Below are 22,818 nucleotides of genomic sequence, written 5' to 3'. Positions count from 1 at the left end.
ATTCAGTCCTTGGTGACCCGGTTGATTTCTTCAAGGCTGGTGATGCCTTGCATGGCCTTGAGCAGGCCCGATGTGCGCAGGTCGTTGAAGCCGTCTTTACGCATCTGGATGTCGATTTCCAGTGAATTGCCTTCGGCCATGATCAGCCGTTGCAGGTCCTGCGTGTTCTTCACCACTTCATAAATCCCCACTCGCCCTTTGTAACCGCCGTTGCACAGATCGCAACCGACCGGTTCATAGATCGTGAATGAGCCGATGCGTTCCTCGGGGAAGCCTTCCTTGAGCAGCGCTTCCCGGGGAATCTCGATGGGTTTCTTGCAATGGCTGCACAACTTGCGCGCCAGGCGCTGGGCAATGATCAGGCTGATCGAGGTGGCAATGTTGAAACCCGGGATGCCCATGTTGTGCAGGCGCGTCAGGGTTTCGGCGGCGCTGTTGGTGTGCAGGGTCGACAGCACCAGGTGACCGGTCTGGGCGGCTTTGATGGCGATTTCGGCGGTTTCGAGGTCGCGGATTTCGCCGACCATGATCACGTCCGGGTCCTGTCGCAGAAATGAGCGCAGCGCCTGGGCGAAGTCCATTCCCTGCTTGGGATTGACGTTGACCTGGTTGATGCCTTCCATGTTGATCTCCACCGGGTCTTCGGCGGTGGAGATGTTGATGTCCACGGTGTTGAGAATGTTCAGCCCGGTGTAGAGCGATACGGTCTTGCCCGACCCGGTGGGGCCTGTCACCAGAATCATGCCCTGGGGTTGCTTCAGCGCGGCCATGTACAGGTCTTTCTGGTCCTGCTCGTAACCGAGGGCATCGATTCCCATTTGTGCGCTGGACGGGTCGAGGATCCGGATCACCACTTTCTCGCCCCACAGGGTCGGCAGGGTGTTGACCCGAAAATCGATGGACTTGGTCTTGGACAGGCGCATCTTGATCCGCCCGTCCTGGGGCCGGCGTCGTTCGGAGATGTCGAGGCTGGCCATGACTTTCAGCCGCGCGGCGATGCGACTGGCCAGGTGGATCGGTGGCTTGGCCACTTCACGCAAAATACCGTCGGTGCGCATCCGCACGCGGTAGGTTTTTTCGTAGGGTTCGAAATGCAGGTCGGAAGAGCCGCTTTTGATCGCATCCAGCAACATCTTGTGCACGAAGCGCACCACGGGCGCGTCATCGGCATCCTGGCCGGCAATGGCGTCTTGTCTGTTGTCATCGATCGACTCGATGTCCACGCCATCGAGGTCAACGTCAGCCATGTCTTCCAGGCCGGTGCCTTGGTTATCGAAGAATTTTTCGATGGCATCGCTGAGCTTGTCGTCCTCCACCAGGATGGCTTCGGTATTCAGCCCGGTGCTGAACTGGATGTCATTGATGGCTTGCTGATTGGTCGGGTCGGAAACCCCCACGAACAACTTGTTGCCGCGCCGCCAGAGGGGCAGGGCGTGGTGCTGGCGAATCAGTTTCTCGCTGATCAGTCCCTTGGGCTGGCTCTCCTTGTCCAGGCAGTTGAGGTCGAGCAAGGCCATGCCGAAGTGTTCCGACGCGATCTCGGCGACCTGGCGACTCTTCACCAGTTTGTTCTGCACCAGATAGCTGATGAGGGAGATTCGGCTGCGCTGGGCTTGCTGATACGCCTGTTGCGCGCTTTGGTCAGTGAGCAGCTCGGCCAGGACCAATTGCTTGGCCAGACCGCTAAGGGCAATGTCATTCATTGGGATACCGGACGCAGACAGTTCATGACTTATAGCCTAGTCAAGCGGAGGAACCAAACCAGCGGTGTTGAGGTGACAAAAAGTGTCAGATAGTGCGGATTCTGGGGGTAGGAAACGGCGTTGCACTCGCCTCACGTCCCGGCCAACAGGGCGCGCGACGCTTGGCATGGGCTGTGCTGCGGCTAGTTCAGGTCATGAGATTTCGACTCATGCATGGAGCTTGTCTATGAATACTCAGAAAGGTTTTACGCTTATCGAACTGCTGATCGTGGTGGCGATCATCGGGATTCTGGCGACGTTTGCGTTGCCGCAATATTCCAAGTATCAGGCCCGGGCCAAGGTCACGGCGGGGCTGGCTGAGATCAGCGCGTTGAAAGTGCCGTTCGAAGACATCATCAACCAAGGTACCGATCCTACGTTGCTATTGGTTGCGGGTAATGCGGCGGCGACCACCTCCAACTGCACGCTGGACGCTTCAGGTACAGCTTCGACAGGTGCAGGGACAATCACTTGTACGCTGGTTAATGCTCCAGGACCTGTGTTGGGCAAGACCATCACACTGACGCGCTCATCTGGGAACACGGCGGGTGCCTGGACCTGTGCCAGCAATGTCAACGCTGACTTTGCGCCAAAAGGCTGTCCCGGTAGCGGCGCGTAATCCGGCTGCATTTTCTGATGCCTCGTCTGTTTGACGGGGCATTTTTTTGTTCGCGCTTCGGGAAAAATCGAGTCATTGAGAAAACTTCCAATAATTCATGGCCTTAGGCCTGCGGTAAAACCCGCAACTTGCATGTCGATAATTCCGAAGTCATGCAATTTGCATGATTTCGAAAATCAGACGTTTTTGTAAGTTATTGATTTATATGTGTTTATCGGTTATTTAAAAGTTGGCACAGCGTTCGCACTATCTCCTGTAACCCTGCTGACAAGACACGCAGCAGACTTTATGAAAAACAGGAGTTACTCGTATGAAGAAGTTCGCTATCGCTGCCGCTACTGCTACCGCGCTGACCCTGACTATGGCCAACGTCGCATTTGCACAGACCCAGGCTACCCAGGCTCCAATGGTTCTGGCCGCTGGTGAAGTGACCCAAGCCAAGGAAGCTACTTCCGATACCTGGATCACGACCAAGGTCAAAGCAGACCTGGTGACTGAAAAAGGCATTCCTGGCACCGACATCAAAGTCGAAACCAACAAAGGCGTAGTGTCCCTGTCGTCCACCGTTGCGGTAACTGACGCTCAGAAAGCCACCGCTGTGGCGATTGCCAAGAAAATCAAAGGCGTTCAGGCAGTCTCTGCTGATGGCCTGAAATCCGAGTAAGGCAAGGCTTCTCGCCTGGACTGGGAGAAGGCGCGACAGACGGGCCGAGCAATACGTCTGCCGCCTCAGGAGAGTTCATGCGAAGGCCATAAGGATGTGGCCATTACAGGCCCCGGACATTCGTGTCAGGGGCCTGTTCTATTTGGGGCAGCGCAAAACCACATTAAATTGTGCCCACATGATGTTGTGGTGGATTCAGTTGCCGCGCTTGCTGGTGATCTGCTTCAAACGATTACCTTCAAAACGCAGGTACTGATACATCCCGCCGTTGGGCCCGTAGGTCCATTCCTCCACTTGAAACTCTTCCCGGCGGTTGGCGCTGCGCTTGTAGCCCAACAGATCACGGCTGACCGGTTCTCCGCATTTCTGCAGCACCTCGCTGGACCTGTCACCGACACTGACCAATTGACTGCCGCAACGCAGGGTGTCGGCTGCCGAAGCCTGCGCTGCGGCTATCGCCAGAGCCAGGCTCATCAGCCATTTCGAGCCTGTCATTCGGCGTCCAGATGCAGCGGCGTAACCACCCGACCGTCACTTTCCGCTTCGCCCAGGTTAGCGTCGATGAAGTACACGCGGTCATCGGCCAGCTGACCCTTGTCGACCAGATAATCCTTGATGCTACTGGCGCGTTCCTGGCCCAGCTGGCGCAAGAGAACGTCGCTGGAACTCCAGAACTTGATCACGCCTTCACGCATTTTTGCCGTGCGTTCTTCCTTGCCCAGATCCTTCCATTCTGCGGGCGGCTGCGTCTTCAGGCGCGTGCGGTAGATCCCTTCCAGCAGTGGACCTTTCTCGTTATCCGGTACCTGCAGCAATGAAGCCTGAGCCGGCACCTTGTCACCGCGGCGCTGGAGCATTTTGTAGTAGTTGTACTGGTATTCGCGTTCCAGACGTTGCTCGGCGATCAGCGGGCCATCGCTGCTGGCGGCCGCCGTGCCTTCGATTTCCAGGCGCAGTGCCGGGCGCTCCTTGAGAGCCTGGGACAGTTTGACCAGCGAATCTTCGGCGTCCTTGCTCAGGTCGCTTGAACCCGGCGCAAACGACACGGTGCCCAAATCTTCCGAACCGCCACCACTGACCAGCCCGCCAATCATTTTGAAGGGCGCTGCTGCGGCCTTCACGATCAGGTTGCGCAGGGTCTGCCAGATGATAGGCATGACACTGAATTGCGGGTTGTTCAGGTCGCCGCTCACTGGCAGCTCGATGGATATCTTGCCGTCGACATCCTTGAGCAAGGCAATCGCCAGCTTCAGCGGCAGGCTCACGGCGTCCGGGCTGTCGACCTTTTCACCCAGTTGCAACTGCTCGACCACCACTTTGTTTTCAGCCAGGAGTCGGCCGTTGGTGATCTTGTAGTGCAGGTCCAGATTGAGCCGGCCCTTGCGGATGCGGTAACCGGCGAACTTGCCGGAGTAGGGCGTGAGCGTGGTCAGTTCGACACGTTTGAAACTGGTCGCGATGTCGAGGCTGGCCATCGGGTCGAACGGGTTGACCGCGCCCTTGATGGTGACCGGCGCATAACGGTCGACCTTGCCTTTGATATCGACGCTGGCCGGTTTCGCCTGACGGCTGTCGATGGTGCCGATTTGCCCATTGAGCTGTTGAACGGCCGTGGCGAAATTCGGGGTCAGGCTGAAGTCGGCGAAGTTGGCCGAGCCGTCATTGATGGCAATGCCGCCAATGTGGATGCCCAGCGGCTTTTCCTTGCCGGCAGGTTTGGCAGCAGCCGTTTTGGCGCCGGAGTCCGGCGGTTGCGGAATCAGCAGATCGTCGACGTTTGTGGTGCGGTCATCGTTGATCATGAAGCGCACATAAGGCTGGAACAGGTTGACCTTGTCGATCGACAGGCTGTCGCCGTGCTGATAGTTCAGGTCTTCAAGCACCAATTGCTGCCACTTGAGGAAGTCGCGGGTTTTGAGGGTGTCGAGGGTATGCAGTTGATCGACCTGGGCACGGCCGGTGACGTTGAATGCCAGCGGCTCAGTGCTTTTGAGATCGACCGCCAGATCACTGCCGAGCATGCCGCTGCGCAGTTCCAGGCGAATGAACGGGTTGATATAGGACTGGGCGACGCGCAGGTCGATGTCCCTGGTTTGTACGTTTAACCTGGCGCTGACCGGGGCCAGATTGACGATACCGTCTGCCGTGATCTTGCCTTGCTTGCCCACGCCGGTATCGAGCTTGAGGTTAAAAGGCGAGCCATTGAGGCTGTCGAAATTCTGCAGGTCCAGGTTCAGCGGGCCGACGTCCAGCGCCACGGCGGGTTGCGCCTTGCGGTCCGCCAGATGCACCTGGTAATTGCGCAGTTGCACGTCCTTGAGCAGCACCTGCCATGGCTTGCTCGGTGGCGCCGGCTCGGGTTTCGGTGAATCGGCGGCGGCCGGGGCGCTGGCCGGTTCGGCCTTGGCTTTAACGGCGGCTTTGGACGGTTGGCTGGCGAACAGTTTCTGCCAATCGAGTTGCCCGTCCGCCTCGAGGGCGGCCCAGGTTTCCAGTTTCTGGCTGCGGATCTTGCCGACGACCACTTGTTGCTTGGCCAGGTCCACGGTGGTTTCACTGATGTCCAGACGCTCGAGCTTCGCCAGCGGCCGGCCGTCTGGTGCTTTGATCGCGAACGGCGCGATGCTGACGGCGACGTTGCTCAACAGCAGTTCGGTTTCCTTGGACAGGTTGAGTTTGTAGTCGGTGCTCAGGCTGAGAATGCCGTTTTCAAGCACCAGTGGCAGCGCGTCACGCACATAGGGCCAGAAGGATTTCATCTTGCCATCGGTGATTTTCAGCTTACCTTCGGAGGCGAGCGGGATCAGGCTGAAATTGCCGGTCCAGTCGATCTGTCCACCTCCCGGGCCGACGGCCATCAAGGTCATGTCGGCACTGTCTTCCGGCAGGGTGCTGAGGTTCTTCAACTCGAAATCGAGTTTGTCGTAGAGGAATTCGATCGGCTCGCTGGGCCGTGCGTCCTGGAAGTGCACATAGCCGCCGGCCAGTTTGATCCGCTCGATGCGCAATGGGAATGGCTTGGCGTCCGGGTCGGCCGGGGTTGGCTCGCTGACAGGGATTTTGAACAGGCCGAGCAAATTGAGTTTGCCGTCCTTGCCGAAGAGGATTTCGGTCTTGGGTTTGTCGATTTCGATATCGGACAGGTGCAGCGCCTTGGTCCAGAGGCTGTCGATCTGCAAATTGGCGTACAGGCGCTCGAAGCCGACCTGCTCCTTGCCCGGCTCGCCGATGATCAGGCCCCACAGGGTGACTTCCAGGCTGAACGGGTTGAGTTCGATCCGCTGGATCGTCGCGGGCGTCGTTGCGTAACTGGCCAATTGTTGATTGGCCACCCGTAACGCGATGCCCGGCAAAATCAGAAACCCCAGCAGGCTGTAGAGGGCTAGAGCGGTCAACAGAGCGCCGATAGCGCGGATCAATCCTTTGGGCATGTGTGGCTTCATCTGTCTGAATCGGAGTGCGTTGGAGTATGGCACGCGTTTCTGGTTCCGAAGCGATCCTGCTTTATAGGATTTGTCTGATTTTATGGCCGAATCTCAGAGCTGGAGGATCAGGGTTTTCAGTGGCGGCTGCTGATCCATTGACGGAAAATCGCCGCCCGGCTTCATCACTGTCCACTCGCGCACCGGCCGGCCGGCTTTCTCGGCACAACGCAAGACCTGCTCGCGCCAGTCGTCCATGCTGACCTTTGCCAGGTTGTTGCAGCAGATCAGCACGCCATTGTCGGCGGTGGTCAGCAGTGCGGGTTTCAGCAGGCTCTGATAGTCGCGCAGCAGGTCGACGGTGCCGAAAGCGCTCTTGGCCCAGGCTGGCGGGTCCAGCAGCACGAGGTCGTACTGACGCTGTTCCAGACGCTGATAGCTCGGCAGTTTTTGCCCGCGGCGCTGGCTGATCGGCAGGCCGGCCAACTGGCGGATGGCCGGGAAGTAGTCGGACTGGATGAAGTCCATGGTCGGCAACTGCGGGTTGAGCAGGCCGTTCTCACGGCCGACGGCCAGGTTGCCCTCAGCGAAATCGAGGTTGCAGACTTCGCTCGCGCCACCGGCCGCCGCACTCAGGCCGACGCCGCAGGTGTAGGCGAACAGGTTGAGCACACTTTTGTTTTTGCTGTGCTGCTTGACCCAGCCACGCGTGTTGCGCAGGTCGAGGAACAGCAGCGGGTCCTGGCCGGCGTGGCGGCCGCGAACCCGGTAATTCAAGCCCCACTCGTGACCGACCAAGTCTTGCAGGGCAGCCTCGTCGGCGCGGTAGACGGTGTCTTCACGGTCGATGCGTGAGTTGCCCCGGGAGCGATCGTTGTAGACCAGCAGCGTTTCGAGGCCCAGGTGCTGATTGATGGTGTCGTGCAGTTGCAGCAGCGCATCCCGTTCCAGCGACTGGTGAAAACTTTGCACCAGCAATTGCGGGCCGTAGCGGTCGATCGTCAGGCCGCCGGCGCCTTCCTGGCTGCCGTGGAACAGGCGATAGCAATCGGTGCCTTGCTGATGCAGTTCGGCCAGCAGGTCCTGACGACGATCGAGGGCGGCGCGCAGCGCCTGATTCAAGGAAGACATGCTGTGCGCCTTGCAGGAGGGGAATTTGGCGCGGGAGTTTAACAGCATTGCACCTGTGGCGAGGGAGCTTGCTCCCGCTGGGCTGCGAAGCGGCCCCCATAATCTCAGTACTTGTCGAAGATTTTGCGAGCGCTTCGCACTGGTGCGCCAGCCCGGTCGGGCGGGAGCAAGCTCCCTCGCCACAGAAGGCTGACATTCAGCGTTTTGATCGTTCCCACGCGGAGCGTGGGAACGATCAAACCTACAACAATCCCATCCGTCGTTTGGCCCGTTGCACCGAACCGTTACGCACCGCCCAGCGCAGCATTGGCACGCTGCGATTGACGCTGGCGCGGATCAGCTTGCGTTGCAGCGGGCTCTGGCTGACGCCCAGCATGTCACTGGCCCAATCCGGCAGCAGGTCGATCCCGGCCTTCATCATCAAGCCGCCGAAAGGTCTGGCCAAACGGCTGGGGGACGGGGCGTTCAACAACAGCCGCAACACCTCTCGACTGCGCTCGTCGCACAACAGCTGTGGACGAATGCGCTCAAGGTAATCGGCAATTTCCTGCCGCGAACGGGGCACATCACGGGCGCCGAGCCGTTCGGCAACTATCGCGATCTCTGCGTAGTAACGGTCCTGATCAGACAGGGACAGGTTCGGATTGCGGTAACGCATGTGCGCGGCGAGGAAGTTGCTGACTTCGGCCACGTGCACCCAAGTCAATAGATCGGGATCGCTGGCCGCGTAGGGCCGGCCATCCGGTGCGGTGCCGGTCACTTGCAGGTGGATGGTGCGGACTTTCTCGATCAGCCAGTCGGCATCCTTTCGCGAACCGAACGTGGTGCCGGAAATGAACTGCCCGGTACGACGCAGTCGGCCGATCATGTCTTCGCGGAAATTCGAATGGTCCCACACCCCGGCCAGGGCCAGTGGATGCAGGGCTTGCAGCATCAGGGCGCTGATGCCGCCGATCAGCATGCTGCTGAAGTCGCCATGCACTTGCCAGCTCACCGAATCGGGGCCGAACAGGCCGGGATCACCCTTGGGGTTTTCCAGGTCGAGCTTGCCCAGAGACAGACCGGTCAGGCTCATGACCTGGGTTTCGATGCGGGTTCGAATGAATTCCATGACGACTCAGTGGCGGAAAAGAAGGCGCGGCCATTAACGGCCGCGCAGGCTTTTGAAACAAGCCTTTATTGGTTCAGGCGTTTATCGACCAGATCCTGGACCACGCTCGGGTCAGCCAAGGTCGAGGTGTCACCCAGGCTGTCCAGTTCGTTGCAGGCGATCTTGCGCAGAATGCGCCGCATGATCTTGCCCGAACGGGTTTTCGGCAAGGCCGGCGCCCACTGGATCAGGTCCGGTTTGGCGAAGCTGCCGATTTCCTCGCTGACGTGAGCCAGCAACGCTTTCTTCAGTTCGTCACTGGGCTCGGTGCCGTTCATGGGGGTGACGAAGGCGTAGATGCCCTGACCCTTGACGTCGTGCGGGTAACCGACCACCGCCGCTTCGGCGATGCTGTCGTGCAGCACCAATGCGCTTTCCACTTCCGCGGTGCCGATGCGGTGCCCGGAGACGTTGATCACGTCGTCGATGCGCCCGGTGATCCAGTAATCGCCATCCTCATCGCGCCGGGCACCGTCGCCAGTGAAGTAGTAACCGGGGTAGGGCTTGAAGTAGGTGTCGACCATGCGTTGCGGGTCGCCGTAGACGCTGCGGATCTGCGCCGGCCAGCTGGATTTGATCGCCAGCACGCCGCTGCCGGCGCCTTTGATTTCCTTGCCCACTTCATCGAGCAACACCGGTTGCACGCCGAACATCGGTTGTGTGGCGCAACCGGGTTTGATCCGTTGAGCACTGACCAGCGGGCTGATCATGATGCCGCCGGTTTCGGTCTGCCACCAGGTATCGACGATCGGACAACGCTGTTCGCCGACGGCATTGAAGTACCACTCCCACGCTTCCGGGTTGATGGGCTCACCGACAGTGCCGAGTAATCTGAGGCTCGCGCGGGAAGTTTCCTTCAACGGTTCGGGGCCTTCACGCATCAGGGAGCGCAGGGCGGTCGGGGCGGTATAGAAAATGTTTACATGGTGCTTGTCGATCACCTGCCAGAAGCGCGAGCTGCTTGGGTAGCTCGGCACGCCTTCGAAGATCAGCGTGGTCGCGCCGTTGGCCAGCGGCCCGTAGACGATGTAGCTGTGGCCGGTGACCCAGCCGACATCGGCGGTACACCAGAAGACTTCGTCGTCGCGGTAGTCGAGCACGTACTTGAAGGTCATCGCCGCTTGTAGCAGATAGCCGCCAGTGGTGTGCAGCACGCCTTTGGGTTTGCCGGTGCTGCCGGAGGTGTAGAGGATGAACAGCGGGTCTTCGGCGCCCATCGGTTCCGGCGGGCAATCGTCGCTGACGTCACGCAGCGCCTGGTGATACCAGATGTCCCGGCCTTCGACCCAGTCCACTTCGCCCTGAGTTCGCTCGACCACGATCACGGTGCTGACGTTCGGGCAGTTTTGCAGCGCTTTGTCGACCTTCTGCTTGAGCGGCACGACTTTACCGCCGCGTACGCCTTCATCGGCGGTGATCACGGTGTGGCAGTCGGCATCGAGAATCCGGTCACGCACAGAGTCCGGAGAGAAACCACCGAACACCACCGAATGCACCGCGCCAATGCGCGTACAGGCGAGCATGGCGTAGGCGGCTTCGGGGATCATCGGCAGGTAGATGCACACGCGGTCGCCTTTTTTCACGCCACGGCTTTTGAGCACGTTGGCCAGGCGGCAGACGTGGTGATGAAGTTTTTTGTAGCTGATCTGGGTAGATTCGGCGGGATCGTCGCCTTCCCAGATGATCGCGGTTTGATCGCCGCGCCTTTCCAGATGACGGTCGATGCAGTTGTAACTGACATTCAACTTGCCGCCGGCAAACCAGCTCGCCTCACCGGTTTTCAGGTTATAGCGCTGGACAGTATCCCAGGGGGTGCTCCAGTCGAGAAAGCGTGTGGCTTGTTCGGCCCAGAAGGTGCTGGGGTGCTCGATGGATTGGCGATAGAGGCGCTTATAGTCGTCTTGACTCAGATTTGCAGCCCGGCGGACGGCATCGGCTTGGGGGAACGTGCTGATATCGAACATGACGGTTCCTTATTCTTGTTTTGCGACAAGTAATAAAGATGCGCCGAGTGGGGGAAGGGTTCAAGTCAGCTGCCGATCGGTGTGGAAGGGGACGGCTACAAAATTTGTGACTGCCGCAAACCAATGTGGGAGCGAGCCTGCTCGCGATAGCGGTCTGACATACAACTAATGTTGAATGTCATGCCTCATCGCGAGCAGGCTCGCTCCCACAAGTGCCGCCGAGTGGCGTCAGATCACCCGCGGTGACGACCGCGGAAGTAGTTGATCAAGCCTTGGGTCGAGGCATCGTCAGCCGGGGTTTCTTCGCTGCCGACCAGGCGGTTGTAAACGCCTTTGCCCAGCTCTTTACCCAGCTCCACGCCCCATTGGTCGAAGGCATTGATGCCCCAGATCACGCTTTGCACGAAGACTTTGTGTTCGTACATCGCCACCAAAGCGCCGAGACGACGCGGGCTGATGCGTTCGACCACCAGGGTATTGCTCGGACGGTTGCCCGGGATCACCTTGTGAGACGCGAGTTTCTGCACCTCTTCTTCGCTCATGCCTTTGTCGCGCAATTCGGCTTCGGCCTCGGCAAGGGTCTTGCCCAGCATCAGCGCCTGGCTTTGCGACAGGCAGTTGGCGTACAGCCACTGGTGGTGGTCGGACACCGGGTTGAAGCTGACGATCGGCACGATGAAGTCGGCCGGGATCAGTTGGGTGCCCTGGTGCAGCAACTGGTGATACGCGTGCTGACCGTTGCAACCCACGCCGCCCCAGATCACCGGACCGGTGTCGGTGGATACTGGGGTGCCGTCCTGGCGCACGCTCTTGCCGTTGGACTCCATGTCCAGCTGTTGCAAATGCTTGGTGATGTTACGCAGGTAGTGGTCGTACGGCAGGATCGCGTGGCTTTGCGCGCCCCAGAAGTTGCCGTACCACACACCGAGCAGCGCCAGCAGTACCGGCATGTTCTGTTCGAAAGGCGCGCTCTGGAAATGCTGGTCCATGGTGTAGGCACCGGACAGCAGTTCCTTGAAGTTCGACATGCCGATGGCCAGGGCAATCGGCAAACCGATGGCCGACCACAGCGAGTAACGGCCGCCAACCCAGTCCCACATCGGGAAGATGTTTTCTTCGCGAATCCCGAAGGCCACCGCCGCTGCATTGTTGCTGGAGACGGCGATGAAGTGACGGTACAGCTCGGCTTCCGAACCACCCTGAGCCAGGTACCAGGCGCGTGCGGCCTGGGCATTCTTCAAGGTTTCGAGGGTGTTGAAGGATTTCGACGAAACGATGAACAGCGTGGTTTCGGCACGCAGCTTCATGGTCAGTTCGTGGAACTCACTGCCGTCGATGTTCGCCAGGTAATGGCAGCGCACGCCTTTCTGGGCGTAGGACAGCAGCGCTTCGGAGACCAGCTCCGGGCCGAGGAACGAGCCACCGATGCCGATGTTCACCACGTCAGTGATCGGCTTCTCGGAGTAACCGCGCCACAAACCGTCGTGGATACGGCCCACGAGGTCGGTGATCTGGTTCAGGACCTTGTGCACTTCCGGCATCACGTTGACGCCGTTGACCTTCAGCTTGTCGCCGACCGGCCGGCGCAGGGCGGTGTGCAAGGCCGGACGACCTTCGGAGGAGTTGACGATTTCGCCTTCGAACAGCGCTTTGATCGCGCCTTGGAGGTCGACTTCGTTGGCCAGGCCCACCAGCAGATCGCGGGTCTGGGCGTTGATCAGGTTTTTCGAGTAATCGAGAAACAGACCGCAGCTGCTGAGGGTGAATTGGGTAAAGCGCTGCGGATCGGCATTAAAGGCTTCGCGCATGCTGAAATCCTGCATGGCTTGGCGGTGGTCATTCAGCGCTTGCCAGGCGGGCAGAGCGGTAACGTCTTGAGGGGTGCGGTAATACGCCATCGCTGCGGTTTTCCTTTTTACTTGAACGGCCTTTTGAACACTAAAAATACCGGAGCGCTGCGGGTGGGCGTCCGGTCAACTGCGTCGACACGATTTCATGACACAGGGCGAATACAGTAAACCTCGCGCTGCGATCTGTCTTGACTTTGTCTGACCCGTTCCCGGTACTTTTTTATACATCGAGCAGGGAACGGTCCGACAAACGGAAGGGGGGAGAGGCTAAGACCGGATCAGGCGACCTGAACCGGAATGGCATTGCTGGTGTGGCTCAGTTCATTACCCGGCGCCATGTAGAGCATGCGTGGCTTGAAGTTGAGCAGCTCGGCTTCGCTGTAGTGGGCGTAGGCGCAGATGATCACGCGGTCACCGACCTTGGCCTTGTGTGCGGCGGCACCGTTGACCGAGATCATGCGCGAGCCTTCTTCGCCACGAATCGCGTAGGTGGTGAAGCGTTCACCATTGTCGATGTTGTAGATCTGGATCTGTTCGTACTCACGGATGCCGGACAGGTCCAGCCATTCGCCGTCGATGGCGCAGGAACCTTCGTAATCGAGTACTGCGTGGGTGACTTCGGCGCGATGCAGCTTGGCTTTGAGCATGATGGCGTGCATGAGTGTTTCCCCAGGTCGGAATCGAACGGCGGGCATTGTGCCCAAAGGCTTGAGGGCCAGCAATACGGCGTGAGCACCCACACAGACCCAATGTGGGAGCGAGCCTGCTCGCGATGGCTTGCTCACAGGCAACCTCTCTGTCGACTGTGATATCGCTATCGCGAGCCGGCTCGCTCCCACAGTGGTTTTGTAGTGTTTATGCGGGCGCGTCGAGGTTCAGATGCAGGTTGTCGATCAACCGCGTAGTGCCCAGGAACGCCGCCACCAGAATCACCAGATCCCGATCCTGCGCAGTTGCCGGGCGCAAGGTCAGCGCATGCCGAATTTCCAGATAGTCAGGACGCAAACCTGCCGCTTCAAGCTGCTTGATCTGCGCATCGATCAACGCCGGGAAATCCCGTTCGCCCTGTTTGATCGCCTCGGCAATCTGGCTCAAACCGCGATACACAACCGGCGCAACGGCCCGCTGTTCTTCGCTGAGGAAACCATTGCGCGACGACAGCGCCAGGCCGTCGGCTGCACGTACCGTCGGTTCGCCGATGATTTGGATCGGCATGTTCAGGTCATGCACCAGAGCGCGAATCACCGCCAGTTGCTGGAAGTCTTTCTGGCCGAAGATCGCCAGGTCCGGCTGGACCATGTTGAACAGTTTGGTGACTACCGTTGCCACACCTTCGAAATGCCCAGGACGACTGGCTCCGCACAGGCCTTCGGAGAGTTGCGGAACGCTGACGCGGGTCTGGCCGACCATGCCGTCGGGGTACATTTCTTCAACGGTTGGCGCGAACAGCAGGTGGCAACCGGCCTGGAGCAGTTTCTCCTGATCGGCCGCGAGGGTGCGCGGGTACTTGTCGAGGTCTTCGCCAGCGCCGAACTGCAACGGGTTGACGAAAATGCTCGCGACCACGAAATCCACCCGTTGGGTGGCTTTGGTCACCAGTGCCACATGACCGCTGTGCAGGTTGCCCATGGTCGGCACGAAGCCGATGCGCTTGCCTTCACTGCGGGCACGGGCCACGGCGGCCCGCAATTCGCGTACGGTTTTTACGGTGTTCATGCAGAGAATCCGTGTTCGATACCAGGGAAAGTCGCCGCTTTGACTTCAGTGACGTACGCACCAAGCGCCGCTTGAATGTTCTGTTGCCCGGCCATGAAGTTCTTCACGAACTTCGGCACGCGGCCCGTGATCGACAGGCCGAGCATGTCGTGCAGAACCAGCACCTGGCCGTCGGTGCCACTGCCGGCGCCGATGCCGATCACCGGGATACCCACCGCCTGGGTGATTTCCTCGGCCAGTTCACTCGGTACGCACTCGAGCAACAGCATGGCTGCACCCGCCTGTTCCAGAGCGATGGCATCGGCACGCATCTGCCGTGCCTGGTTTTCACTACGGCCCTGGACTTTGTAACCGCCCAGAATATTCACCGATTGCGGTGTCAGCCCCATGTGGGCGCACACCGGGATACCGCGTTCGGCCAGCAGACGGATCGAGTCCGCCAGCCACAGCGCACCTTCAACCTTGACCATGTGCGCACCCGCCTGCATCAACAGGGCACTGTTGATCATGGTTTGTTCAAGGGTGGCGTAGGCCATGAAGGGCAGGTCGGCGAGGATCAACGCATCGGTGTTACCGCGTTTGACGGACGCCACGTGGTAAGCCATTTCAGCGGTGGTGACCGGCAGGGTGCTGTCGTGACCTTGCAAAACCATGCCGAGGGAGTCGCCCACCAGCAGCACTTCGACGCCAGCCTCATTGCAGGCGTGGGCGAAGGTCGCGTCATAGCAGGTCAGCATGGTGATCTTTTCACCTTTTTGCTTGAGACCTTGCAGAGTGGTCAGGGTGATGGCTGGCATGAAAAGTTCCTCATTCAGGCGCTGTGGAAACTACTGCGAGTAACGCGCGTGATTCTTCGTTAAATACAGGCGCACGGTCTGTTGTCGTGCTTTTAAGGCCTGGATTGCGCCCTTCAACGCCGTGTTGGCGGCAGCGGGACGCCTATAGTCGTGAGGAGAACTCGGGAAGTCAATTGCGTGTGTTACCGCATTGTTACGCGTGGGGTGTTACCGGGGTAACTGATGCGATTCAGCAACTCCAGATCTTGTGTTCGACACAAAACCAATGTGGGAGTGAGCCTGTTCGCGATGGCGTCCTGACAGTCAACATCTTCGGTGAATGTTAAGTCGCTATCGCGAGCAGGCTCACTCCCACAGGGGATTTGCATTAATTCGGAGAGAGGCGTTCCAGGCCGACGAACGGGCAGGCAGCGAGCAGTTCACTGAGGTTGCGGCCATCAGCCAGACGCAAATCCGCAGGCGCCAGTTCGGCCAGCGGATAGAGAACGAAAGCGCGTTCCTGCATATGGTAGTGAGGCACCTTGAGGCGAGGTTCGTCGATCAGCCGATCACCGAACAGTACGATGTCGAGATCCAGCGTACGTGGCCCCCAACGTTCAAGGCGCTCGCGGCCCTGTCCGTTTTCGATGGCTTGCAGCGCATCAAGCAGTTCCAGCGGCGCGAGCGTGCTGTCGAGGGCGGCAACCGCGTTGGTGTAACGCGGTTGGCCGGGTAGCAGGGAGTCGCTCTGATAAAACCCGGAAACCCCGATCAGTTCGGTCTGCGGCAACTGCGCCAGCGCGTCGACCGCGCTGCGCAATTGTTCGGCGGGGTCAGCCAGATTGCTGCCCATGCCGATGTAGATGCGTTCCATGGATTACTCGCCCGTAGCGCTCGGTGCGCCGACGGTGCGTTTGCGCTTGGCGCCACCGCTGCGGCGACGCTTGCGTGGGGCGCCGGTGCCGTCATCCTTGCCGCTGAGGTCGCGGATCATGTCGCGACGTTCGCTGTCATTGGCGTCCTGATAATCCGTCCACCATTCGCCCAGGCCGTCGGTCTGCTCGCCGGCGCTTTCGCGCAGCAGCAGGAAGTCGTAACCGGCACGGAACCGCGGGTTGTCCAGCAACAGGTCGGCGCGCTTGCCGCTGCGGCGTGGCAGACGCTCCTGCATGTCCCAGATCTCGCGGATCGGCATGGTGAAGCGTTTCGGAATCGCGATGCGCTGGCACTGTTCGGCAATCAGTTCATGGGCGGCTTCCTGCATCGCAGGAATCGGCGGCATGCCACGTTCTTGCAGGCGCAGGACCCGAGCAGGAAGGGCAGGCCACAGCAGCGCCGCAAACAGGAACGCCGGGGTCACCGGTTTGTTCTGCTTGATCCGCAGGTCGGTGTTGATCAACGCATCGCTGATCAGCGTGTGGGTGTAGGTCGGGTTGTATTCCAGCGCTTCGGCACTGGCCGGGAACAGTGGATCGAACAGCTGCAGGTCGACCAGCATCTCGAAGGTGTCCGCGGCATGGCCGGAGAGGAACAGCTTGAGTACTTCTTCGAACAGGCGGGCCGATGGGATCTCGCGCAGCATCGGCGCCAGCTCACGGATTGGCACGGCGCTGTGTTTTTCGATGCCGAAATTCAGCTTGGCGGCGAAACGCACGGCTCGCAGCATCCGTACCGGATCTTCCTGGTAGCGTTGCTTCGGGTCGCCGATCAGGCGGATCAGGTGATTGCGGATGTCGTGTACGCCGTTGGCGTAATCGAGGATGCGCTCGCTGACCGGATCGTAATACAAGGCGTTGATGGTGAAGTCGCGGCGTTGCGCGTCTTCTTCCAGCGTGCCATAGACGTTATCGCGCAGGATGCGCCCGCTCTCGTTGCGGGAAGACTGGTTGCTGTCTTCCTCTTCATCGTTTTGCGGGTGATTGGCGCGGAAGGTCGCGACTTCAATGATTTCGCGGCCAAAGTGAATGTGCACCAGCTTGAAGCGGCGACCGATGATCCGCGCGTTGCGGAATTCGGCCCGCACCTGTTCAGGTGTGGCACTGGTGGCGACGTCGAAGTCTTTTGGCGTGATGCCGAGCAGCATGTCACGCACGCAGCCGCCGACCAGGTAAGCCTGATAACCGGCGTTCTGCAGGCGTTCGACAATGTTCACCGCGTAGCGACTGAATTGGGCCTTTTGCAGCGAATGTTGGCCGCTGTTGAGCACTTCAGGCGTACTGCGAATGTGTTGCGTATGACGCTTGGGAGAACGGAATGACTGGAACAGCTTCTTCAGCATGGGATGCACTGTTTGAAGGAATGTTCGGCCAAAACGAAGAATGACCGCATGATGGGCGGGGATTCTAGCATTTAGTCGGGGGATGGTGTAGGAAGCTGCGCAAGCGCTTGAAGCAGGGGCTGGTACGCCTGGGACTGTAGCAGCTGTCGAGCAGCGCGAGGCTGCGTTCGACTGCGAAGCAGTCGTCAAACCAGAGATTGGGGAGTGTCAGAAGAAACCGGTTGCCTGTATTGCGACTGCTCCGCAGTCGAACGCAGCCTCGCGCTGCTCGGCAGCTGCTACAGGGGCGTGAATGCCGAATCGCAGAAACTACAAGGGGAGCCGAAGCTCCCCAAGAAAGTAGTTGCATGCTCTATTTTTATTTTTGATTCGGGCTTTTTATTTTTGTTAAGTGCCCTCGCCATGAAGTTTTTCCTTCATGACCCTCCCAATCGGGAGCCAAGAGCAAACGGATTGCTTTGGTCGCTGTGTTGCAGTGATCTTGCGATCCAACCAGTTCAGGCTCTGTCTTGTGACAGTTTTTGTTGTTCTCGGCCTGGTCGTGGGGCAAGCCCCAAATACAACGCCTCTCCAAAAGAATCAGTTAGCTACGCCTCTCGCCGTCTTGTTTTTATTGTGCGTGAGTCGATACGTCTTATTTTTATTGTCTTGTGCATTGCTTGTTATTGTTCTTGTACCAAACATATAGCAGGGTGCGTGCCAACTTTTACGAAGCCCAGTAAAACAAGGGGTTAGGCCGGGTGATGAGGTTTTCAGAGGCCAAAAAAAACCGGGGCTTCGTTACCGTAAGCCCCGGCTTCTGTTACGTGAAAAAGGTGAGGTAACAGTTTTTTCACCTTGTCACGTGTTACCCGCACATCAGACAGGTGACGTTCAGCTCTCGCTGGCCACCCCGGTCTTGCGCCGCGGAATGCCCAGACGCTGGCGGCGTTCCCACAGGCATTTACGACTGACACCGAGTTTGCGTGCCAACTCGGTCTCGGTCATGTGGTCCTGATGCTCGAGAACGAAGTGCTGGAAGTAATCTTCCAGTGACAGGTCTTCGGTCGGCTCATGGCTGTTGTTACCGGCGGCGCTGCCCTGTTGTGGGGGCAGGCCGATGAAGTCGTCATCGTCCAGATCGCTCAGTTCGATATCGATCCCCAGCAGCTCGGCGGAAATCTCCGGGCTCTCGCACAGGATGACCGCACGTTCTACCGCGTTTTCCAGCTCCCGAACGTTACCCGGCCAGGAGTAGTGACGAATGGCTTGCTCGGCATCCGGGGCGAACTTCAGGTCGGTGCGGTTGACTCGCGCGCTCTGTCGCGCCAGGAAGGCGGTGGCAATTTCGTTGACGTCGGCGCCACGCTCGCGCAGCGCCGGCAGTTTCAGGGCGATCACGTGAAGGCGGTAGTACAAGTCTTCACGGAACTGGCCGATCTTCGCCAGGCTCTTGAGGTCCCGGTGGGTCGCGGCGATCAGGCGCACATCGACTTTCTGGGACTGCACCGAACCCACACGCCGAATTTCACCTTCCTGCAGCACGCGCAGCAGGCGGGCCTGGGCTTCCAGTGGCAGTTCGCCGATTTCGTCGAGGAACAAGGTGCCGCCGTCGGCCGCTTCTACCAGGCCGGCACGCCCGGCGCTGGCGCCAGTGAACGCGCCTTTTTCGTGGCCGAACAGTTCGGACTCGATGAGGCTTTCCGGGATGGCTGCGCAGTTCACCGAAATCATCGGCGCCTTGGCGCGTTTGGACAGGTTGTGCAGGGCACGCGCCACCAGTTCTTTACCGGTGCCGGATTCGCCCTGGATCAGGACATTGGAATCGGTTGGCGCGACTTTGCGGATCTTGCTGTACAGATCCTGCATCGGCGGGCAGGAGCCGATGATGCCGATTTCGCCGTTGTTGTTGCTGGCGCCCGGTTTCGTGGCGCCATTGCCGGCTTTGCCGACGACCGGTTCACCGCTGGCTTGCACCGCTTGACGGTCACGCAGGATGCGCGCGACGGCTTGCAGCATTTCATCGTGATCGAAAGGCTTGGCGATGTAATCCACCGCGCCCATCTTCATCGAATCAACGGCCGAACGCAGGCTGGCGTAGCTGGTCATGATCAGCACCGGAGTGCCCTGGCCGAGTTTGATCAACTCGGTGCCAGGCGCGCCCGGCAGACGCAGGTCGCTGACGATCAGGTCGAACGTGGGAATGGTGAAGCGTTCTTGTGCTTCCTGCACTGAACCGGCTTCGCTGACCTGGTACTGGTTACGTTCCAGCAGGCGGCGCAAGGCGGAGCGGATAATTGTTTCGTCTTCGACGATCAAAATGTGCGGCATTGATTCGATACTCTCGACGGTCTCAGTTCACAGCGGACGTCGCTTCGACATGACGCGGCAAGGTCACCCGGATACGGGTGCCGCGTTGGCTTTGAACATCAGCCGGGCTGTCGATGGTGATTTGTCCATAATGCTCTTCAACGATGGAATAGACCAGTGCAAGGCCCAGACCGGTGCCTTCGCCAGGATCCTTGGTGGTGAAGAAAGGTTCGAACAATCTATCCATGATGTTCTGCGGAATACCGCTGCCTTCGTCTTCCACGATCAGGTCGACCGTGTGTTCGCCGGCTTCGCTTTTGACCCGCACCGCACTGCCGGGAGGCGAGGCGTCGCGGGCGTTTGAGAGCAGGTTGATCAGTACCTGTGCAAGCCGCTGCGGGTCGCCTTCGACCCAGTGGTCGGGATCGCACAGGTTGTAGAACTGCACTTCGAAATTGCGCCGGTTCAGGGCAAGCAAACCGATGGCATCCTGGGCCACTTCGGCCAGACAGACGGGCTCGTCGTTGTGCTGATGACTGCCGGCATGGGCGAAGCTCATCAGCGACTGAACGATGCGCGACACGCGTTTGGTCTGCTCCAGGATCTGCCCGCTGATTTCCTTCAGTTCGCTGTCTTCTTCACGTTCTTCGCGCAGGTTCTGCGCCAGGCAGGCGATGCCCGTGATCGGGTTGCCGATTTCATGGGCCACGCCGGCGGCGAGTCGGCCGATGCTGGCCAGGCGCTCGGAGTGCACCAGTTTGTCTTCGAGCATCTGGGTTTCGGTCAGGTCTTCTACCAGCAACACCAAACCGCTGTTGCCCGGTGCCAGCGGTTCATCGATCGCGGCTTTGTGCAGGTTCAGCCAGCGCGTCTGGCCGTCGAGGGCCAGGTGCTGTTTGTGCAAGTGCTCGTCCGGCAGATTGATGAAGCCTTGCAGCAGCTCTTTCCAGGGATCGGCAATGGTGCTCAGACGCGAACCGACCACACGCTGTGCGGCAATCCCGGTCAGCTCCTCCATGGCTTTGTTCCACATGAGGATTTCCTGATCCTTGGCCAGCGAACAGACGCCCATCGGCAATTCCTGCAGGGTCTGGCGGTGATAGCGGCGCAGGGCATCGAGTTCGGCGGCAAGCCCGGTCAGGCGCGAGTGGTAATCCTCGAGACGACTTTCGATGAAGTGGATGTCTTCGGTGACATAGTTTTCGCCGCCGGCCTTGTAAGGCAGGAATGTTTCGACCATGTCCTGAGCCACACTCGGCCCCATCAGGCCGGAAAGGTTGGCTTCGATGCGGTCGCGCAAGCGGCGCAGGGCGTAAGGCCGGCGCTCATCGAAAGGCAGATAGAGGTCGCGCAGGGCCTGTTCGACTTCTTTCTGCGCTGCCTTGGCGCCCAAGGGTTTGGCAAGCTGTGTGGCGAATTCCTGGGGTGAGGCGGCGTGCAATTCGCGACGTTGCGGCCGGCGCACGTTGTCCACAGCGCAGGCTTCCGCGGCGCTGGCCTCTTCGCTGCTGGCGTTGGTGAACAGTGAGATCAGGGTGAACATCAGCACGTTGGCCGCCAGCGAGGCGATCGCCGCCATGTGCCAACTGGTGTCGTCGAGCACGTAGATCATGTTCAGCAGCGGTATGTAGAAGCCTTGCAGATTGCCGACCAGCGGCAGCAGCATGGTCACCAGCCACACCAGAATCCCCGCGAGCAAACCGGCGATGAAACCACGGCGGTTGGCGGTCGGCCAGTACAGTACCGACAGCACGCCCGGCAGGAACTGCAGGGTGGCGACGAAGGCGACGATCCCGAGATTCGCCAGGTCCTGTTCCGCACCCAGCATCAGGTAGAAACCGTAACCGGCCATGATGATCGCGACGATCAGCCCCCGGCGGGTCCACTTCAGCCAGCGGTAGATATTGCCTTCGGCCGGCGGCTGATAGAGCGGCAGCACCAAATGGTTCAGGGCCATCCCGGACAGGGCCAGGGTGGTGACGATGATCAAACCGCTGGCCGCCGACAATCCGCCGATATAGGCCAATAGCGCCAAAGCCTTGCTGTTGGCCGCGATGCCGATACCCAGCGTGAAGTATTCCGGGTTGGTGGTGGCGCCGAGTTTCAGCCCGGCCCAGAGAATCAGCGGTACCGCCAGGCTCATCAACAGCAGGAACAGCGGCAAGCCCCAGCTCGCACTGACCAGCGAGCGCGGGTTGAGGTTTTCGGTAAACGTCATGTGGTACATGTGCGGCATCACAATCGCCGAAGCGAAGAACACCAGCAGCAACGTGCGCCATGGGCCTTCCTGCAACGGCGTGTGCAAAGCGGCGAGGGCGGTCTGGTTTTGCAGCAGCCACAGTTCCAGCTGTTGCGGGCCGTCGAACACGCCGTACAGCGCATAGAGGCCAACGCCGCCGATGGCGATCAACTTGATCACCGATTCAAAAGCAATCGCAAACACCAGGCCTTCGTGTTTCTCGCGAGTGGCGATGTGGCGCGAGCCGAAGAAAATCGTGAACAGCGTAATCAGTGCGCAGAAGCTCAGGGCCACGCGATGCTGCACCGGCTCGCGGGTGAGGATGCCGATGGAGTCGGCCACCGCCTGGATCTGCAACGCCAGCAGCGGCAGCACGCCGATCAGCATGAAGATCGTCGTCAGGGCTCCGGCCCAGGTACTGCGAAAACGGAAGGCGAACAGATCGGCCAGCGACGACAGCTGATAGGTGCGAGTGATTTTCAGGATCGGGTACAAAAGCACCGGTGCCAGCAGAAACGCGCCGGAGACACCCAGATAACTGGACAAAAATCCGTAGCCGTATTGATAGGCCAGACCCACCGTGCCGTAAAACGCCCACGCACTGGCATAGACGCCCAGCGACAAGGTGTACGTCAGCGGGTGGCGAATGATCGCCCGGGGAATCATGCCCCGTTCGCTGACCCAGGCTACGCCGAACAGCACCGCCAGGTAGGCGGCGCTGATCAGGATCATCTGGGTCAGGCTAAAGCTCATCGGCATCTTTTTGGCTCTGCAGGATGAAGGTCACGACAATCAGAATCAGCCAGAGCAGATAAGGGCGATACCAGGCGCCAGTGGCGTCGATCCACCAATCCATGATGGCCGGGGAGAACAGATAAATCCCCACTACCAGGAGCAGGACCAAGCGATAGATGTACATCCCGGCCTCTCTTTTTTATGCACGTGCCCGAAAACGTGCGGCGATGGTAACGGATGGGC

Annotated in this window: 17 protein-coding genes; 2 read left to right on the top strand and 15 right to left on the bottom strand. The window is 59.6% G+C overall.

From position 1 onward, the window contains the following. Window positions 1-2: 2 nt before the first annotated feature. Entirely contained in the window at window positions 3-1,703 is a 1,701-nt protein-coding gene (gene pilB / locus BLW70_RS00760) for a type IV-A pilus assembly ATPase PilB (protein ID WP_074870968.1), read from the bottom strand. 226 nt (window positions 1,704-1,929) lie between these two features. On the opposite strand from pilB, the gene BLW70_RS00755 reads away from it, so the two are divergent. Together BLW70_RS00755 and BLW70_RS00750 are read left to right on the top strand one after the other, a co-directional pair. Continuing rightward, complete coding sequence (locus BLW70_RS00755) at window positions 1,930-2,361, top strand: pilin (protein ID WP_074870965.1); 432 nt, start codon at window positions 1,930-1,932, stop codon at window positions 2,359-2,361. A 310-nt stretch (window positions 2,362-2,671) separates the two neighbouring features. Beyond that, on the top strand, window positions 2,672-3,025 hold the full coding sequence (locus tag BLW70_RS00750) for a BON domain-containing protein (protein WP_074870963.1): 354 nt from the start codon (window positions 2,672-2,674) through the stop codon (window positions 3,023-3,025). A gap of 195 nt (window positions 3,026-3,220) precedes the next feature. Here the strand turns inward: BLW70_RS00750 and BLW70_RS00745 are convergent, their stop codons facing one another. The 14 genes from BLW70_RS00745 to BLW70_RS29910 form a co-directional block, all read right to left on the bottom strand. Beyond that, window positions 3,221-3,520 (bottom strand): DUF2845 domain-containing protein, encoded by a 300-nt coding sequence (locus BLW70_RS00745; RefSeq protein ID WP_074870962.1) that lies wholly within the window; start codon window positions 3,518-3,520, stop codon window positions 3,221-3,223. Continuing rightward, window positions 3,517-6,468: a DUF748 domain-containing protein gene (locus BLW70_RS00740; protein WP_074870960.1), complete on the bottom strand. Its 2,952-nt coding sequence runs from the start codon at window positions 6,466-6,468 to the stop codon at window positions 3,517-3,519. Before BLW70_RS00740 ends, BLW70_RS00745 begins: the two co-directional genes overlap by 4 nt. A 93-nt stretch (window positions 6,469-6,561) precedes the next feature. Further along, a complete protein-coding gene (locus tag BLW70_RS00735) occupies window positions 6,562-7,578 on the bottom strand; it encodes a class I SAM-dependent rRNA methyltransferase (RefSeq protein ID WP_074870958.1) in 1,017 nt (338 codons plus the stop codon). A gap of 241 nt (window positions 7,579-7,819) precedes the next feature. Then, the gene (locus BLW70_RS00730) at window positions 7,820-8,689 is read right to left on the bottom strand and encodes an oxygenase MpaB family protein (protein ID WP_074870956.1); all 870 of its coding nucleotides are present in this window, start codon (window positions 8,687-8,689) and stop codon (window positions 7,820-7,822) included. Between the two features lie 65 nt (window positions 8,690-8,754). Beyond that, window positions 8,755-10,692 carry an acetate--CoA ligase gene (acs, locus tag BLW70_RS00725; RefSeq protein ID WP_074870954.1) on the bottom strand — a complete coding sequence of 646 codons (1,938 nt, stop codon included), beginning with the start codon at window positions 10,690-10,692 and terminating at the stop codon, window positions 8,755-8,757. Window positions 10,693-10,925: 233 nt separating this feature from the next. Then, window positions 10,926-12,590 carry a glucose-6-phosphate isomerase gene (gene pgi, locus BLW70_RS00720; RefSeq protein WP_074870952.1) on the bottom strand — a complete coding sequence of 555 codons (1,665 nt, stop codon included), beginning with the start codon at window positions 12,588-12,590 and terminating at the stop codon, window positions 10,926-10,928. A gap of 230 nt (window positions 12,591-12,820) precedes the next feature. Continuing rightward, window positions 12,821-13,201 carry an aspartate 1-decarboxylase gene (gene panD, locus BLW70_RS00715; RefSeq protein WP_008153310.1) on the bottom strand — a complete coding sequence of 127 codons (381 nt, stop codon included), beginning with the start codon at window positions 13,199-13,201 and terminating at the stop codon, window positions 12,821-12,823. A 196-nt stretch (window positions 13,202-13,397) separates the two neighbouring features. Continuing rightward, window positions 13,398-14,258 (bottom strand): pantoate--beta-alanine ligase, encoded by an 861-nt coding sequence (panC, locus tag BLW70_RS00710; protein ID WP_074870949.1) that lies wholly within the window; start codon window positions 14,256-14,258, stop codon window positions 13,398-13,400. Next, entirely contained in the window at window positions 14,255-15,055 is an 801-nt protein-coding gene (gene panB, locus BLW70_RS00705; RefSeq protein WP_074870947.1) for a 3-methyl-2-oxobutanoate hydroxymethyltransferase, read from the bottom strand. The genes panC and panB overlap by 4 nt, the downstream gene beginning before the upstream one ends. A gap of 367 nt (window positions 15,056-15,422) precedes the next feature. After that, on the bottom strand, window positions 15,423-15,908 hold the full coding sequence (gene folK / locus BLW70_RS00700) for a 2-amino-4-hydroxy-6-hydroxymethyldihydropteridine diphosphokinase (RefSeq protein WP_074870945.1): 486 nt from the start codon (window positions 15,906-15,908) through the stop codon (window positions 15,423-15,425). A 3-nt stretch (window positions 15,909-15,911) separates the two neighbouring features. After that, window positions 15,912-17,312, bottom strand: a complete 1,401-nt coding sequence (locus tag BLW70_RS00695; RefSeq protein ID WP_074870944.1) for a polynucleotide adenylyltransferase PcnB — start codon at window positions 17,310-17,312, stop codon at window positions 15,912-15,914. 873 nt (window positions 17,313-18,185) lie between these two features. After that, the gene (locus tag BLW70_RS00685; RefSeq protein ID WP_074870942.1) at window positions 18,186-19,622 is read right to left on the bottom strand and encodes a sigma-54-dependent transcriptional regulator; all 1,437 of its coding nucleotides are present in this window, start codon (window positions 19,620-19,622) and stop codon (window positions 18,186-18,188) included. A gap of 22 nt (window positions 19,623-19,644) precedes the next feature. After that, complete coding sequence (locus tag BLW70_RS00680) at window positions 19,645-22,599, bottom strand: sensor histidine kinase (RefSeq protein WP_162493952.1); 2,955 nt, start codon at window positions 22,597-22,599, stop codon at window positions 19,645-19,647. Continuing rightward, entirely contained in the window at window positions 22,583-22,759 is a 177-nt protein-coding gene (locus tag BLW70_RS29910) for a hypothetical protein (RefSeq protein ID WP_003176118.1), read from the bottom strand. The genes BLW70_RS00680 and BLW70_RS29910 overlap by 17 nt, the downstream gene beginning before the upstream one ends. Between the last annotated feature and the right edge of the window lie 59 nt (window positions 22,760-22,818).

This window comes from Pseudomonas frederiksbergensis (assembly GCF_900105495.1).
Lineage (GTDB): Bacteria > Pseudomonadota > Gammaproteobacteria > Pseudomonadales > Pseudomonadaceae > Aquipseudomonas > Aquipseudomonas frederiksbergensis.
This window is presented reverse-complemented; position numbering and strand designations above follow the sequence as displayed.

What these genes read in the sequence shown, in the direction of transcription:
- pilB (WP_074870968.1), bottom strand. Translation starts at nt 1,703, where the DNA reads ATGAATGACATTGCCCTTAGCGGTCTGGCCAAGCAATTGGTCCTGGCC.
- BLW70_RS00755 (WP_074870965.1), top strand. Translation starts at nt 1,930, where the DNA reads ATGAATACTCAGAAAGGTTTTACGCTTATCGAACTGCTGATCGTGGTG.
- BLW70_RS00750 (WP_074870963.1), top strand. Translation starts at nt 2,672, where the DNA reads ATGAAGAAGTTCGCTATCGCTGCCGCTACTGCTACCGCGCTGACCCTG.
- BLW70_RS00745 (WP_074870962.1), bottom strand. Translation starts at nt 3,520, where the DNA reads ATGACAGGCTCGAAATGGCTGATGAGCCTGGCTCTGGCGATAGCCGCA.
- BLW70_RS00740 (WP_074870960.1), bottom strand. Translation starts at nt 6,468, where the DNA reads ATGAAGCCACACATGCCCAAAGGATTGATCCGCGCTATCGGCGCTCTG.
- BLW70_RS00735 (WP_074870958.1), bottom strand. Translation starts at nt 7,578, where the DNA reads ATGTCTTCCTTGAATCAGGCGCTGCGCGCCGCCCTCGATCGTCGTCAG.
- BLW70_RS00730 (WP_074870956.1), bottom strand. Translation starts at nt 8,689, where the DNA reads ATGGAATTCATTCGAACCCGCATCGAAACCCAGGTCATGAGCCTGACC.
- acs (WP_074870954.1), bottom strand. Translation starts at nt 10,692, where the DNA reads ATGTTCGATATCAGCACGTTCCCCCAAGCCGATGCCGTCCGCCGGGCT.
- pgi (WP_074870952.1), bottom strand. Translation starts at nt 12,590, where the DNA reads ATGGCGTATTACCGCACCCCTCAAGACGTTACCGCTCTGCCCGCCTGG.
- panD (WP_008153310.1), bottom strand. Translation starts at nt 13,201, where the DNA reads ATGCACGCCATCATGCTCAAAGCCAAGCTGCATCGCGCCGAAGTCACC.
- panC (WP_074870949.1), bottom strand. Translation starts at nt 14,258, where the DNA reads ATGAACACCGTAAAAACCGTACGCGAATTGCGGGCCGCCGTGGCCCGT.
- panB (WP_074870947.1), bottom strand. Translation starts at nt 15,055, where the DNA reads ATGCCAGCCATCACCCTGACCACTCTGCAAGGTCTCAAGCAAAAAGGT.
- folK (WP_074870945.1), bottom strand. Translation starts at nt 15,908, where the DNA reads ATGGAACGCATCTACATCGGCATGGGCAGCAATCTGGCTGACCCCGCC.
- BLW70_RS00695 (WP_074870944.1), bottom strand. Translation starts at nt 17,312, where the DNA reads ATGCTGAAGAAGCTGTTCCAGTCATTCCGTTCTCCCAAGCGTCATACG.
- BLW70_RS00685 (WP_074870942.1), bottom strand. Translation starts at nt 19,622, where the DNA reads ATGCCGCACATTTTGATCGTCGAAGACGAAACAATTATCCGCTCCGCC.
- BLW70_RS00680 (WP_162493952.1), bottom strand. Translation starts at nt 22,599, where the DNA reads ATGCCGATGAGCTTTAGCCTGACCCAGATGATCCTGATCAGCGCCGCC.
- BLW70_RS29910 (WP_003176118.1), bottom strand. Translation starts at nt 22,759, where the DNA reads ATGTACATCTATCGCTTGGTCCTGCTCCTGGTAGTGGGGATTTATCTG.